General features: G+C 41.4%; 13 protein-coding genes and 1 other annotated feature. Of the genes, 3 read left to right on the top strand and 10 right to left on the bottom strand.

All coding sequences use genetic code 11. The annotated features are described in order from the left end of the window. Window positions 1-121: 121 nt before the first annotated feature. Both yfiH and rluD read right to left on the bottom strand, forming a co-directional pair. Window positions 122-856, bottom strand: a complete 735-nt coding sequence (yfiH, locus tag M1F03_RS05065; protein ID WP_251463684.1) for a purine nucleoside phosphorylase YfiH — start codon at window positions 854-856, stop codon at window positions 122-124. Then, window positions 856-1,833 carry a 23S rRNA pseudouridine(1911/1915/1917) synthase RluD gene (gene rluD, locus M1F03_RS05060; RefSeq protein WP_154624346.1) on the bottom strand — a complete coding sequence of 326 codons (978 nt, stop codon included), beginning with the start codon at window positions 1,831-1,833 and terminating at the stop codon, window positions 856-858. Before rluD ends, yfiH begins: the two co-directional genes overlap by 1 nt. 138 nt (window positions 1,834-1,971) lie before the next feature. Between rluD and bamD the strand changes: the two genes are divergently transcribed. The 3 genes from bamD to pheA all read left to right on the top strand — a co-directional run bounded on the left by bamD (window position 1,972) and on the right by pheA (window position 4,875). Continuing rightward, window positions 1,972-2,703, top strand: coding sequence for an outer membrane protein assembly factor BamD (gene bamD / locus M1F03_RS05055; RefSeq protein WP_154624350.1), 732 nt, complete (start codon window positions 1,972-1,974; stop codon window positions 2,701-2,703). A gap of 373 nt (window positions 2,704-3,076) precedes the next feature. After that, window positions 3,077-3,406, top strand: a complete 330-nt coding sequence (raiA, locus tag M1F03_RS05050; protein WP_154624347.1) for a ribosome-associated translation inhibitor RaiA — start codon at window positions 3,077-3,079, stop codon at window positions 3,404-3,406. 140 nt (window positions 3,407-3,546) lie between these two features. Beyond that, window positions 3,547-3,675 (top strand) — a sequence feature (Phe leader region). Between the two features lie 27 nt (window positions 3,676-3,702). Beyond that, window positions 3,703-4,875: a bifunctional chorismate mutase/prephenate dehydratase gene (gene pheA, locus M1F03_RS05045; RefSeq protein ID WP_167520911.1), complete on the top strand. Its 1,173-nt coding sequence runs from the start codon at window positions 3,703-3,705 to the stop codon at window positions 4,873-4,875. Between the two features lie 109 nt (window positions 4,876-4,984). On the opposite strand, the gene M1F03_RS05040 is transcribed toward pheA, so the two are convergent. From M1F03_RS05040 to ffh, 8 genes are all read right to left on the bottom strand, one after another. Continuing rightward, window positions 4,985-6,535 (bottom strand): methyl-accepting chemotaxis protein, encoded by a 1,551-nt coding sequence (locus M1F03_RS05040; protein ID WP_163860774.1) that lies wholly within the window; start codon window positions 6,533-6,535, stop codon window positions 4,985-4,987. Between the two features lie 289 nt (window positions 6,536-6,824). Then, entirely contained in the window at window positions 6,825-7,946 is a 1,122-nt protein-coding gene (gene tyrA / locus M1F03_RS05035) for a bifunctional chorismate mutase/prephenate dehydrogenase (protein WP_251463682.1), read from the bottom strand. A 14-nt stretch (window positions 7,947-7,960) separates the two neighbouring features. Then, window positions 7,961-9,055, bottom strand: coding sequence for a 3-deoxy-7-phosphoheptulonate synthase (locus M1F03_RS05030; RefSeq protein ID WP_269723313.1), 1,095 nt, complete (start codon window positions 9,053-9,055; stop codon window positions 7,961-7,963). A 478-nt stretch (window positions 9,056-9,533) separates the two neighbouring features. Further along, window positions 9,534-9,887 carry a 50S ribosomal protein L19 gene (gene rplS, locus M1F03_RS05025; protein ID WP_154625119.1) on the bottom strand — a complete coding sequence of 118 codons (354 nt, stop codon included), beginning with the start codon at window positions 9,885-9,887 and terminating at the stop codon, window positions 9,534-9,536. 47 nt (window positions 9,888-9,934) lie between these two features. Continuing rightward, entirely contained in the window at window positions 9,935-10,699 is a 765-nt protein-coding gene (gene trmD / locus M1F03_RS05020) for a tRNA (guanosine(37)-N1)-methyltransferase TrmD (protein WP_154625118.1), read from the bottom strand. A 38-nt stretch (window positions 10,700-10,737) separates the two neighbouring features. Beyond that, a complete protein-coding gene (gene rimM, locus M1F03_RS05015; RefSeq protein ID WP_154625117.1) occupies window positions 10,738-11,286 on the bottom strand; it encodes a ribosome maturation factor RimM in 549 nt (182 codons plus the stop codon). A gap of 18 nt (window positions 11,287-11,304) precedes the next feature. Beyond that, window positions 11,305-11,553 (bottom strand): 30S ribosomal protein S16, encoded by a 249-nt coding sequence (gene rpsP / locus M1F03_RS05010; protein WP_154625116.1) that lies wholly within the window; start codon window positions 11,551-11,553, stop codon window positions 11,305-11,307. Between the two features lie 136 nt (window positions 11,554-11,689). After that, the gene (gene ffh, locus M1F03_RS05005; protein ID WP_154625115.1) at window positions 11,690-13,051 is read right to left on the bottom strand and encodes a signal recognition particle protein; all 1,362 of its coding nucleotides are present in this window, start codon (window positions 13,049-13,051) and stop codon (window positions 11,690-11,692) included. Window positions 13,052-13,225: the final 174 nt, after the last annotated feature.

Raw genomic sequence — 13,225 nt, 5'->3', positions numbered from 1 at the left:
CTCCACTAAAAATGAGATTAAAATTGCTTCTGGAGAATAGATGAGGTCTATTTTTATTTATTCAAGTTTATAAATGAATTATTTCATCCATATGGGTTAATTCAGAATAACTCACTAAACACTAGTTATTTACCCATATTAATGAGGCCATGCGCCCCGTTTTTCCCTCACGACGGTAGGAGTAAAATCTGTTTTTGTCACTCACGGTACAAAACTCCCCACCATAAATTGAAGTTACGCCAACGGCTTGCAACTTTTTACGTGCCAATAAATAGATATCCGCTAAAAATTTGTCGCCATGAATAGCAAAACCTGCGGCCAGCTCAGTTGACTGCTTGATAAAAGCGTCTCTGACCTCTGGCCCGACTTCAAATTTGCTGGGGCCAATTGCAGGGCCCAGCCAAGCCATAATTTGATTTTTGGGGCACGAAAACTGAGCAACTGTATTTTCAAGAACACCATCGCATAACCCACGCCATCCGGCATGAGCAGCGGCAACTTCTTGTCCATCCTGACTACAAAAGAGAACCGGCAGACAATCTGCCGTCATGATGGCACAAACAACGCCCGTTTGATGAGTGTAAACGGCATCAGCTTGTTTATTTTCAATGTCGCTGCCATCTAAGCATAATACTTTTGTACCATGGACTTGTTCGAGCCATAACGGCTGTTGTGGCAACCCTGCTAATGCCTGAAGGCGGTAACGATTTTCACTGACGGCCATTGGCTCATCACCAACATGATCACCCAAATTTAGGCTATCAAATGGAGATGAGCTGACCCCACCAATACGTGTGGTGCTACAGCATGAGACCTTTTTAGGTTGTGGCCAGTCAGGAAAAATCAATGAGTTCATTACCAATCCATATCGTCTTTGTGCAGTTGATAGTCTGCTTTTAAGGCTTCAATAAGCTCAACCATATCATCTGGCAGAGGCGCATGCCACTCCATTTGAATACCAGAAATTGGGTGATACAACCGAAGCATCGTGGCATGCAGCGCTTGACGGTCAAATTTACGCATCACCTCAAAAAATGCTTCACTCGCCCCTTTTAACGGACGTGGACGCCCACCATACAGAGGATCACCAATAAGAGGATGATTGATATGTGCCATATGGACACGAATTTGGTGTGTTCTACCGGTTTCTAAGCGTAGACGCAAACGTGTATGAGCCCTAAAGTGCTCCATAACCCTATAGTGTGTCAATGCGGGTTTTCCCATTGGATGAACAGCCATATGTGTGCGTTTAGTCGGATGCCGTGAGATAGGCTCTTCCACCATGCCGCCAGCCGTCATTCTGCCAACCGCAACCGCTTCATATTCACGTGTAATTTCACGTAATTGTAACGACTCAACTAAACGAGTTTGTGCAGGAACTGTTTTTGCCACAACCATCAGCCCTGTTGTGTCTTTATCTAGGCGATGCACAATACCTGCTCGTGGCACATCGGCAATCTCAGGGTAACGATACAATAAGGCATTTAATATCGTGCCATCTGGATTTCCTGCGCCAGGGTGTACAACTAATCCACGAGGCTTATTAATCACGAGAATATCATCGTCTTCATAAACGATATCAAGAGGAATATCTTGTGGCTCCCAACGATTGTCCTCTTCAATTAATGCATCAACTAAAATTTCTTCTCCGCCTAAAACTTTTTCCTTTGGCTTATTGATAACTTTCCCATTAACCTGCACTCTATCATCTAAAATCCACTCTTTTATACGTGAACGCGAATAATCAGGGAACAATTCCGCTAAAGCCTGATCTAAACGTTGACCGAGCTGTGATTCAGCAACAGTTGCATTAAGTTGTACTTGTTGAGCCATAAATTAATCTACTTTTTTAGTGTTTGTGTTTTGACGGCAGTGCCGTTTTATTTAAAATGTATGCTATTGTAACTCGAATTTTGCCGGGAGCCTTACGGATAGTCTCCCTCGAAACACTCAGAGGATAACCAACACGTGATGATACGTATAAAATATCTGGTGGCTGCTGCCACGTTGAGCCTGGTACTCACCGGATGCTCCAGCAATAATGAAGTCAGCCCTGATAGCACTCCGGCTGAAATGTACAGTATTGGTCAGCAAAAGTTGCAGGATGGTAACTACAAAGCAGCCATCAAACAACTGGAAGCATTGGATAACCGTTATCCATTTGGCCCTTACGCACAACAGGTGCAATTAGATCTGATTTATGCTTATTATAAATCAGCTGAGCTACCAATGGCGATAGCAGCAATTGACCGTTTTATGCGTTTAAACCCAACTCACCCAAATATTGACTATGTTCTTTATATGCGCGGGTTAACGGCAATGGCACTTGATGACAGTGCACTGCAAGGTTTCTTTGGTATCGACCGTTCAGACAGAGATCCTCAACATGCACGTGTTGCCTTCAAAGATTTTAGTCAGTTAGTTCGCTATTATCCTAACAGCCTCTATGCTAACGATGCTAGTAAACGTCTTGTTTATTTAAAAGATCGCTTAGCAAGGTTTGACCTTTCTGTCATTGAATACTACAACAAACGCGGGGCTTATGTCGCGGTTGTCAATCGTGCGCAACAAATGTTAAGGGATTACCCAGATACTGAAGCTACCTATAAAGCACTAAAATATATGGAAATAGCTTATAAGCAGATGGGGTTAGATGTCGAAGCTAATAAAGTTAATAGCTTACTCGCCGCCAATGCAAACTAACGCTAGTCAGTAACGATTGAAAACGGCAGCCTCGGCTGCTGTTTTTTTTATTCCAGTATGGCGTGATAAAGATAGGTTCATCCCGAAATAAATTCGGTTCTGTTGATTTTCCAGAGTATTTTTCGCATTTTACGCCAATTGCGAATTTTAACCCAAAAAGAGTACCGACTATTAACCGTATTGATAGTCAACTATTTCAGTTTCGCCCAAGAACCTTAACTTGGCAATCCCTTTCCCTTTCTTTTTTATCCTGAATCACAGTTCAGATCACGAAGTGTAACTGCATTCTTCAAGTGTGATCTATGTCAAGTTTTTTAGATAAATAGTCAGTATTCTGAATACATCAAAGGCGGAAACAATGAGAGGTAACTATATGATAGTGAACATAACTAGCAAACAAATGGATATTACCCCAGCTATCCGAGATCACATTGAAAGCCGTCTGACTAAACTTGAAAAATGGCAAGTCAATTTAATTAGTCCTCATGTTGTCTTATCAAAAGAACCACAAGGTTTTATGGTAGATGCCAATATTAAAACAGCCACAGGAAAACTCGTTGCTAGTGCAAAACATGAAGATATGTACGTTGCCATAAATGAATTGATTAACAAACTCGAAAGACAACTTAATAAAGTGCAACATAAAGGAGAATCAAGAAGAGCCAGCAATAGTGTAAAAGAAGCGAACCTCGTTACGTTATAATTTTATATTATCTACAAACTTATCTTGAAACCTTGCCAACGCGCCTACCATAGGCGCGTTTTTAGTTGAACAGCTTCTTTTTTGTTGACATCTGCTCTTGTATCAGGTCTATTTAAAGACTAGACAAACAATGGTGATATTATTATGCATATGAATTTTGTTTTCTTTTCTTTCTTTAGCTTTAGCCACTCCTATTAGGGGCTTTTGTCGTTTGAGAAAGAAAAGATGACAAGATTTGCAAGCCCCCTAAATTAGGGGGCTTTTTTGTTTCAGCGATGTTTTATAGGGCGGGTAGGATGGATAACAGCACTAATTTACTGAAGATACGAAAAAAAATTAGCCAATTGGACAGCGAACTTCTCGAACTCCTAGCCAAAAGGCGTGGATATGCCGTTGAAGTTGCACAGACAAAATTAGAAGATAACCGCCCAATACGGGATAAAGAACGTGAACGTCAATTATTAGATGTGTTGATTAATAAAGCTAAACCACTAGGGTTAGATGGTTTTTATGTGACACGTCTCTTTCAAATGATCATTGAAGATTCCGTACTTACGCAGCAAGCCATCTTGCAGCAATATTTAAACTTAACACCCAATGACTCTGCGCGTTTCGCATTTTTAGGCCCTAAAGGTTCATATTCTCATATTGCTGCACGCCAATATTCAGCTCGTCATTTTGACCAATTGGTTGAGTGTAGTTGCCATAAATTCCAAGATATTTTCTCTCTCGTTGAAAGTGGCCAAGCCGATTATGGTATTTTACCAATAGAGAATACTAGCTCAGGTGCAATCAATGATGTGTATGATCTATTGCAAAACACCACATTATCGATTGTGGGTGAAATTCGTCTCCCCATCAATCACTGCCTGCTTACCGTTGGGGGCACTGATCTCAGTAAAATAGAAACGGTTTATAGTCATCCGCAGCCATTCCAACAATGCAGTCAATATTTAGCTCAGTTCCCACATTGGAAAATTGAATACTGTGATAGCACTTCAACCGCGATGCAAAATGTCGCCCAACAAAACTCACCGCATGTTGCAGCACTCGGCAGCGAAGCGGGTGGTGCCTTGTATGGTTTACAGGTTCTCGAGCATAATTTAGCTAATCAGCAAATTAACATGACGCGTTTTATTGTCGTTGCTCAACAATCCATTGAAGTTACAGAGCAAGTACCTGCAAAAACCACATTACTTATCACAACAGGCCAACAAGCAGGTGCCCTTGTTGATGCACTTATCATCTTAAAAAATAATAAGATTATCATGAGTAAGCTCGAGTCTCGTCCTATCAATGGCAAACCTTGGGAAGAGATGTTTTATATAGATGTGCATGCCAACCTACGTTCTGGGAATATGCAACAGGCATTAAAAGAGTTATCAGCCATTACACGTTCTATTAAAGTTCTTGGTTGCTACCCTTCTGAAAATATCGTTCCTGTTGAACCCGAGAAAATCGCGCCATAATCGAGTGACATTGCAAAATATAAAGCCAGTCAATACACACTGGCTTTATATCATCACCAACCTATTTCAATGACATCATCAATAACACCATTATTTTGATTTAATAATGTTATCTATTTGCAAAGTCGATACGGAAATAGTTCACCAATTGTTTAAGGTGCAATGCTTGTTCATTAAGTGACGCCGCTGCGGCAACGGATTCTTCCACTAAACTCGCATTTTGCTGCGTTGTCGCATCAAGCTGCCCAACTGCACTATTGATTTGCAAGATCCCCGAACTTTGCTCATGGCTTGCTTGGCCTATTTCTTGCAAACGTTGATCGATTTCATCGACATTTTTAACCATGTCATTAATTTGAGATTCAACATGTTCAACTAATTCCATGCCTTCCTTCGTCTGAGCGAGAGAATTTTCAATAAGGCCTCGAATATCATTCGCTGAATTCGCACTTTTTTGCGCTAATAATCTCACTTCACCTGCAACAACGGCAAAACCACGCCCATGCTCACCAGCCCTTGCGGCTTCAACAGAAGCGTTTAAAGCAAGAATATTGGTTTGGAATGCAATCGAATCAATGAGATTAATGATATCTGTCATCTGGCTTGATGAAGAATGAATAACCCGCATTTTTTCTGTCACTTGATTCATCATTCGCCCATTTTTGGTTACAGCAACAGCAGTATCTGCCGCAAGCTGCGTCGCTTGATGGGTATGATCAGCGGTATTTTGTACCGTGGATGTAATTTGCTCCATAGAACTCGCTGTTTCTTCTACGGATGTCGCCTGCTCTTCTGTTCTTGCCGCTAGGTTTTGGTTTCCTGCCACAATTTGGCCTGCGGCAGCTGAAATACTCTCGGAGCCATGTTGAACTTCTCTAACTATCTCAAGTAAGCGTGTTTTCATTTCAACTAACGCTTGTAATAGTATACCTGTTTCATCGCGATATCTGGCTGCAACATGTTGTGTTAGGTCTCCCGATGCTATCGCTTGAGCAAAACCAACGGCTTGGCTCAATGGGCGTGTGATCGATTGTGCAATAAACCAGCCCATACCACAGCCTGTTGCAATGCTAATAATCACAAGAGTCGCTAATAACCATTTATTAAAATTATAATTACTCTCTACAACCCCAGCAGCTGCTTGCATGCGTCTATTCTGAACTTCGATGAAGTTTTGAACTCTTTCACGGTACTCACGTTGAATAGCTGACGTATTATTCATCATCTCATCAATAGCAGCACTGCGATTGTTATTATTTAAGAATTCATTTAAGCGGGCCTGAGATTGTAGAAAGCGCTGACGAACATCACGGATCTGAATTAGCCCCTCTTTAGAGGGCTCATCCATTGCGTTTTCATCTAATTCCTTCAAAAGCTGGGCGACGTTTGAACTAATTTTTTTTAGTTCATTTCGACGCCTATCGCTATCTCGATCATCCAGAAGTATCAACTCCTGTATGCCAATATAAGAATAAAAATTATCCATTAGCTGATTAGCTCTAACAGTCATTGGATAATCTTTATAGATGATTGTTTGAATACCGTTGTTGGCTTTGTTCAAGCTGACGAAAGAAAACGCCGAACTCACTAATATAAGTAAAATAAAGAAAGCGAACGCAATGGATAATTTTGCGCTAATTTTCATATCCTTCAAAGACATAGATTCCTCACCGATAAAACTGTCACTTTATGAGAATTAATATCGGTAAATTATTCACTAACTTTATCAGTTAAATCGTTTAATTTATAAATATTCACTCTATAAATAGATATTATTAAAAAATAGCAATATAAATAACTATACAAGTAAATGAGTACAGTATTTTTAATTACAAAAAATCAAAATAAGTGAAATTACGTGTAGATGGTAAAGATCAGGTAGGTAAATTGCGGCGAATTTTTTGACGATACATAAAAATGACTCCTTATATAGGAGCCATTTTTAAAAGCTACTTGCGGTTGTCGTTGGCTCTTTGCAACAGCGATTGGCTTTCTTTCATAAAATGGTGAGCATCTTCCCCGAACCAATCGCTTACTTCATTAAATTGTCGAATAAATTCGGCCTTATCTTTACGTTCGAGCATCTCTATAGATTGGCCGAGTAACTGATAGTAACGGCGAATTAATTCAATATTTTCATCGGATGACATAATAATATCAGCGTACAATTGAGGGTCTTGAGCAAATAGACGCCCAACCATTGCCAGTTCCAAGCGATATATAGGCGATGACAACTCTAACAACTGCTGTAGATCCACATGTTCCTGCGCTAAATTTTGACCATACGTAAAAGTTGTAAAATGGCGCAACGCCTGAATAAAACTCATATTACGGTCATGATCACTGGCTGTAATCTTTTTCAAGCGGGCTCCCCAAACCTGTAATTGCTCTAGGAACCACTGGTAAGATTCGCTATCTCGGCCATCACAAAAGGCAAATACTTGTTTAGCAACACTTCCTACATCAGGACCAAACATGGGGTGTAAGCCTAAAACAGGTCCTGCATGCGCTGCTAACATCGCTTTTAAAGGCTTATCTTTAACCGATGCAATATCTATGAGGACTGTTTCTTTATCCAATTTTGGCAGTCGTTCAATTACCTGTACTGTCAAATGGATCGGTACACTGATAATAACAACGCTAGCACCAGAAAGAATTGACTCTGCTTGCGCCCAATCCTGTTCACCCAGCGTTTTAACTTGATAACCTGAGAGTGTCAGTAAACGATTAAACAAGCGCCCCATTTTGCCATCACCACCCACAATCACAATTGGGCCAGCATCAGGTTTCAGGGTTTTAAATCCTTTATCATTTTCGCGAGCGTAAGATTCTCTCATCACGCGGCGAAGAACATCTTCTATTAAATCAGGCGGTATCCCCATCCGTTCTGCTTCTTGGCGGCGAGCAGCCAACATGCTTGACTCTCGCTCAGGGACATAAATAGGCAAACCATGTTGGCTTTTGACTTCACCGACTTCAGCAACCAGTTGTAAGCGTTTAGCCAACAAATCTAATAACGATTTATCAACCTCATCAATTTGTTCTCTCAGATGAGATAATTCAGCAGACATACCTATACCTTGTATCAACTTGCAATTTCAAATTTTTCAGCACGTTCGTCAAGCACTGGCTGCAATGCATGATGGAGCTTACGCAATACTGTTTCGGTTGTTTCCCAATCAATGCAAGCATCGGTCACTGACACGCCATATTTCATTTCGCTACGTGGCTGTTCAGAACTTTGATTGCCTTCATGTAAATGGCTTTCTAACATAATACCGGTTATTGACTTATTTCCATGAGTAATTTGCTCGATGATAGAGTCAACAACCAACGGTTGACGCCTGAAATCTTTATTCGAGTTACCGTGGCTACAATCAACCATCAATGACGGTTCAAGTCCAGCTTTACGCATTTCAGCTTCACAGGCAGCAATATCTTCTGGGCTATAGTTTGGTGTCTTACCGCCACGCAAAATAACATGTCCATTTTCATTGCCTTTTGTATGCAACAAACTCACTTGACCTGATTGATTAATTCCCATAAAACGGTGAGGCATAGACGCCGCTTTCATCGCATTAATCGCTGTCGATAAGCTACCGTCGGTACCATTTTTAAATCCTACAGGCATTGATAGACCCGATGCCATTTCACGGTGTGTTTGCGATTCTGTTGTTCTTGCACCAATGGCAGACCAACTGAAAAGATCACCTAAGTACTGAGGATTATTAGGATCCAAAGCCTCTGTCGCCAAAGGTAGCCCCATATTAACAAGGTTTGTCAGCAAGTCGCGAGCAATATGTAAGCCTTTTTCCATATCAAACGAACCATCCATTAATGGGTCGCTAATTAAACCTTTCCAGCCAACAGTTGTACGAGGTTTTTCAAAATAAACACGCATCACAATATATAAACTGTCATTCAATTCAGCAGCAAGTTTCTGTAAACGTTGGCCGTATTCAATAGCCGCATCGACATCATGAATAGAACAAGGGCCGCATACCACGAGTAAGCGTGGGTCGCGTTGATGAATAATATCAGCAATGACTTTACGCGAAGCCGCGATGGCATGCAGGTTGCTGTGACTCAGTGGAAATTTTTGTTTTAGAGCCTCAGGTGTAATTAATACCTGTTCATCACGAATATTCACATTATTGAGTACATCTTTTTGCATGATCATTTTTATTACCTGCTTAACTGTTTATATATTGTGTTTGTGTGCTGGTTAATAACATACCATGGAACGTAAAGATTACAATCCAAAAATGTAAAATAATTACAGCGATGTAAATAAAAATGAACACACAGATAACCAATTGAAAAAGCAAATAATAAAATATCCACCTCTTTTATTAACGCTCAAAAAACATACAAACAGAAAGAGGGTGTAATCATAAGTTTACAATTTGGTAATAGTATGAAATGAGACAGATCAAATTAATAATATCTTAATAAATAAGAATCGGAATCCTTAATGAGTGTTGAAAAGGATCATTCTTATCTGTCCATGTTGCCGGTAAGCAGTGTATAAGTGAGATATTGAGGGATTGATATAGCTGAAGGAGTGCAACCAGCAATGTACGGGCCGAAAGATGACAGAGATATAAAGGCCCGCACTGGGGCGGGCCTTATATTCTTTCGGATGTAGCGAAAGCGTATTACTTGGCGTTCAGACGCTCTTTAATACGAGCTGCCTTACCAGAACGCTCACGCAGGTAGTACAGTTTAGCTCTGCGAACGGCACCACGACGTTTAACAGTGATGCTATCTACGACTGGAGAGTGAGTTTGGAATACACGCTCAACACCTTCGCCGTTAGAAATTTTACGAACAGTGAATGCAGAGTGCAGACCGCGATTACGAATAGCAATAACCACGCCCTCAAATGCCTGCAGACGTTTTTTAGAGCCTTCTACGACCCATACCTTAACTTCCACAGTATCACCCTGACGGAATGAAGGTACGTCCTGCTTCATCTGCTCTTGTTCAAGTTGTTTAATAATGTTGCTCATAATAATTCTCTTACCCTAGGTAAACTGATATATGTTAGACAATTATTTTAATTGTCTGGATTCACTTGTTGCTCAGACCAATATTCATTTTGAAATTCAGTCAGCAACATCCTCTGCTCGTCAGTCAGAGCTAGGCTTTCCAGAAGCTCAGGTCTTCTAAGCCAGGTACGGCCAAGTGATTGTTTCATACGCCAGCTATCTATCTTTGCATGGTTACCGGATAATAAAACATCAGGTACTTGCATGCCGTCTAACACTTCAGGACGGGTATAGTGTGGACAATCAAGTAGTCCCTCTGCAAAAGAGTCTTCTTGTGCAGAAGCTTGATGACCAAGTACTCCCGGAATAAACCGAGACACCGAGTCAATCAACACCATCGCGGGGAGTTCCCCACCACTGAGAACATAATCACCGATTGACCATTCTTCATCAATTTCGGTTTGAATGATTCGCTCATCAATGCCTTCATATCGACCACAAACAAGAATTAGCTTCTCATTCGTTGCCAATTCGCAAACCCCCTCTTGGCTGAGTTTGCGTCCCTGAGGTGACAGATAAATAACTTTCGCACCCTCACCTGCCTCAGTTCTTGCTGTGTTGATAGCATCCTTTAAAGGTTGCACCATCATCAGCATGCCTGGACCACCACCATAGGGGCGATCATCAACTGTCTTATGTTTATCGTGAGTGAAATCGCGTGGATTCCAACACTCGACAGACAGTAGGCCATTTTTCACTGCCCGACCAGTTACCCCGTACTCGGTTATTGCGCGGAACATTTCGGGAAACAGGCTAATTACACCAATCCACATTATTTAGTCCCACTCATTAAAACCGTTCAACCGGAGATTTAAAAACCAGGATCCCAATCAACTTCAATGAGTTTAGATTTAAGATCGACTTTCTTGATAACCTGCCCATCAAGAAACGGAACCAGCCGCTCCTTGATGCCAAATGCATCTTTTAGATTTGCCTTAATCACAATGACATCATTAGAACCGGTTTCCATCATATCGGTGATGGTCCCGAGATCATAACCTTGCAGTGTCACTACTTGGCAGCCCATAAGGTCTTTCCAGTAATATTCATCATTATCTAATTCAGGAAGTTGCGTTGAATCAACGACTATTTCAAAATTAGTTAACAACGTTGCTGCATCGCGGTCATCGACCCCTTTAAGTTTAATAATGATATCTTTGTTATGGTGTTTCCAATCTTCCAGTTCCACATGTTGCCACTGACCTGAACGTTGAATAAACCAAGGCTGATAATCAAAAATACTTTCAGCATGTTCGGTGGAGGAAAAAACTTTGAGCCAACCACGAATTCCATATGCAGCGCCTAATTTCCCCAAGACGATTGGGTGAGTAGGAGTCGCTAGATTTACTTGCTTGCCCATAGTTACCACCGTGACAGATTAAGCTGCTTTTTTAGCTTGTTTGACCAGTTGTGCAACACGGTCAGAAATAGTTGCGCCTTTACCAACCCAGTGCTCAACACGATCCAAGTCTAAACGCAGTTCTTCTGCTTGACCTGAAGCGATTGGGTTGAAGAAACCAACACGCTCGATGAAACGACCGTCACGCGCATTGCGGCTATCGGTTACAACGATTTGGTAGAACGGACGCTTTTTTGCGCCGCCACGAGATAAACGAATTGTTACCATAACATCCTCATTAGTTAATAAAACAACCAGACTCCATCGAGGGATAGAGTCCGGCTGTCATATAAAAAGCCCGAAAATTTTACTCGCTTCGACGTAAAAATCAATCAAAAGTGCATATTCTTTCTAGCTTTGTTGCTTAACGCCCCGGAAAACCCGGAGGCATCATTCCTTTCATGCCACGCATCATCTTGGCAAGACCGCCTTTTTTCATCTTTTTCATCATGCGTTGCATATCATCAAATTGCTTCAAAAGGCGGTTGACTTCTTGAACACTCGTACCTGAACCAGCGGCAATACGACGTTTACGTGACCCCTTGATAATTTCAGGTTTTTCACGTTCTTTACGCGTCATTGAATTGATTATCGCTTCCATTCGGATAGTGATTTTATCATCCATTTGCGACTTAACAGCATCTGGAACTTGAGACATTCCAGGTATCTTGCTCATCATACTCGCCATGCCGCCCATATTGCGCATCTGTTTTAACTGACTTAAAAAGTCATTTAAATCAAAACCGTCACCTGTTTTCAGCTTTTTAGCAAGTTTTTCTGCCTGATCGCGGTCAACTTTGTGCTCGATCTCTTCAATAAGAGATAACACATCTCCCATACCTAAAATACGGGACGCTACACGTTCTGGGTGGAAAGGTTCTAAAGCATCCGTTTTTTCACCAACCCCTAAGAATTTGATTGGCTTACCTGTAATTGAGCGAATGGATAAAGCCGCACCACCACGCGCATCACCATCAACTTTCGTCAACACCACCCCAGTAAGCGGTAGCGCTTCATTAAAAGCTTTAGCCGTATTCGCGGCATCTTGACCTGTCATCGCATCAACAACAAACAGGGTTTCTACAGGATTGATAATGCGATGGACCTCTTTAATTTCGTCCATCATCGCTTCATCAACGTGTAAACGACCTGCGGTATCCACCAACAACACATCATAGAACTGTAGCTGAGCGTGTTTTAAAGCTTTCTGTACGATTGCTGCGGGTTTTTCTTTGGCATCTGAAGGGAAAAAATCAATACCAACCGTTTCTGCCAATGTCTCTAGCTGTTTAATCGCTGCTGGGCGATAAACGTCAGCAGAGACCACTAAAACTTTTTTCTTTTGTTTCTCTTTTAAAAGCTTACCCAGTTTTGCAACGCTTGTGGTTTTACCCGCACCTTGCAAACCAGCCATCAAGACAACCGCTGGTGGCTGCGCCGAGAGGTTAAGTTGATGGTTTTCATCACCCATGGCTTTGGTCAGTTCATTCTGAACAATTTTGATGAACTCTTGACCTGGAGTTAAGCTTTTATTGACATCTTGGCCAACAGCGCTTTCTTTTACTTTTTGAATAAATTCACGGACAACGGGAAGCGCTACGTCTGCCTCCAGCAAAGCCATACGAACTTCACGCAATGTATCTTTAATATTCTCATCAGTCAGACGCCCACGCCCGCTGATGTTGCGCAAAGTGCGCGATAGTCTGTCAGTTAAATTATCAAACATATGTCTTAACTCAATTCTGTTTATGGGCCTACTGTCAACACTCTATCTGGTTATTGATACTTAAAAATACAAGTACGCAATGGCTAATTTAGACAACACTCACTCATTATTTTTCAAAGGTGCATAACCGATGACAGCCACAACTGAAACCAACGCCGAAATTTTTCGCCACAG

The organism is Providencia sp. PROV080, from assembly GCF_033688105.1.
Classification (GTDB): Bacteria; Pseudomonadota; Gammaproteobacteria; order Enterobacterales; family Enterobacteriaceae; genus Providencia; species Providencia zhejiangensis.
Note: the sequence above shows the minus strand (reverse complement) of the source record. Positions and strands in the feature narration are given on the sequence as shown.

Excerpts from the sequence above, each read along its gene's own strand:
- pheA (WP_167520911.1), top strand. The coding sequence starts at position 3,703 with ATGGATAACAGCACTAATTTACTGAAGATACGAAAAAAAATTAGCCAA.
- rpsP (WP_154625116.1), bottom strand. The coding sequence starts at position 11,553 with ATGGTAACAATTCGTTTATCTCGTGGCGGCGCAAAAAAGCGTCCGTTC.
- rimM (WP_154625117.1), bottom strand. The coding sequence starts at position 11,286 with ATGGGCAAGCAAGTAAATCTAGCGACTCCTACTCACCCAATCGTCTTG.
- raiA (WP_154624347.1), top strand. The coding sequence starts at position 3,077 with ATGATAGTGAACATAACTAGCAAACAAATGGATATTACCCCAGCTATC.
- M1F03_RS05030 (WP_269723313.1), bottom strand. The coding sequence starts at position 9,055 with ATGATCATGCAAAAAGATGTACTCAATAATGTGAATATTCGTGATGAA.
- bamD (WP_154624350.1), top strand. The coding sequence starts at position 1,972 with ATGATACGTATAAAATATCTGGTGGCTGCTGCCACGTTGAGCCTGGTA.
- M1F03_RS05040 (WP_163860774.1), bottom strand. The coding sequence starts at position 6,535 with ATGTCTTTGAAGGATATGAAAATTAGCGCAAAATTATCCATTGCGTTC.
- yfiH (WP_251463684.1), bottom strand. The coding sequence starts at position 856 with ATGAACTCATTGATTTTTCCTGACTGGCCACAACCTAAAAAGGTCTCA.
- ffh (WP_154625115.1), bottom strand. The coding sequence starts at position 13,051 with ATGTTTGATAATTTAACTGACAGACTATCGCGCACTTTGCGCAACATC.
- rplS (WP_154625119.1), bottom strand. The coding sequence starts at position 9,887 with ATGAGCAACATTATTAAACAACTTGAACAAGAGCAGATGAAGCAGGAC.
- rluD (WP_154624346.1), bottom strand. The coding sequence starts at position 1,833 with ATGGCTCAACAAGTACAACTTAATGCAACTGTTGCTGAATCACAGCTC.
- tyrA (WP_251463682.1), bottom strand. The coding sequence starts at position 7,946 with ATGTCTGCTGAATTATCTCATCTGAGAGAACAAATTGATGAGGTTGAT.
- trmD (WP_154625118.1), bottom strand. The coding sequence starts at position 10,699 with ATGTGGATTGGTGTAATTAGCCTGTTTCCCGAAATGTTCCGCGCAATA.